General features: G+C 47.1%; 2 protein-coding genes. Both read left to right on the forward strand.

What is annotated here, in order from left to right:
* A partial coding sequence (locus ACFIO3_RS15805; protein WP_375704662.1) for a hypothetical protein occupies positions 1-327 on the forward strand: 327 nt, incomplete at its 5' end.
* The coding region (locus ACFIO3_RS15810) for a S49 family peptidase (RefSeq protein ID WP_375704663.1) at positions 317-1,024 on the forward strand (708 nt) is incomplete at its 3' end. The genes ACFIO3_RS15805 and ACFIO3_RS15810, both read left to right, overlap by 11 nt.

A 1,024-nucleotide genomic window follows, 5' to 3' on the forward strand; every position in this document is an offset into this window, starting at 1 on the left:
AATTCCTTGCCATGGCTTCAATGTGAAAGCTTTGCGCCCCCGCTTGAAATGATTGATCCAAACAAGGATATCACGGCGGAAAAAGAAGAAATTCGTGCTGGCTTGAAAACACGACGCATGGCGCTTGCCGAGCGCGGCTTTGATATCGACAGCATTCATGCCGAACTGCAAGAAGAGCACACAGACGCTCGTGCGCGCGGCTTATCTTTTGACACGGATATGGCAGCGCCTTCTGGTGAAAATCAAGCGATTGATGATGAAGATTCAGAGACTTCTGAGAGTTATGAAAGTAACCAAGGTAGTGAGGCACATAAAAATGATGAATAATCTTGATATGCCGTTCTTGGCATCACGGCTTTTTGGGGTTCCACACATGCTTGCCTCCACAAAGCTTGACATTATCCTTAATGCTCTTGCTCCACGCCTTTTTGCAGGCGAAAAGTTTGCCCCTAAAGCTTTTGCGCAAGAAAATACAGCAGCTTTCAGACCCCCTGAAACTTACGTGGTGCAAAACAATATTGCTATAATACCCGTTCATGGCACGCTTGTACGCCGCGGTGCATGGCTTGGAGCTTTATCGGGATTGACTTCTTATGAAGGGTTAAGAGCTTCCTTTCGTGAAGCCATGGCACAGCCTGATGTTCATGCCGTCTTACTTGATATTGATAGTGGTGGGGGAGAAGCCGGTGGCATCTTTGATTTGGTTGAAGAGTTTCAAACCCTTTCAAAACAATACAATAAACCCATTTGGGCGCATGCCAATGAATTTGCTTGCTCGGCGGCTTATGCCATTGCTTGTGCGGCTTCTCAAATCTGGATTGCACGCACCGGTGTTGTAGGCTCCATTGGGGTTGTTTGCGCCCATCTTGACCAATCCCGTGCAGATGAGAAATACGGGCATAAATGGACCTTTGTCTTTGAAGGTGATCACAAAACGCATGGCAATTCTCACGAACCCTTGAGCGATACAGCACAAATAAAAATGCAAGCCGATTGCGCCCTGCTCTACGAAATGTTTGTCGAT

Source organism: Bartonella sp. AD328YNZD (assembly GCF_042196425.1).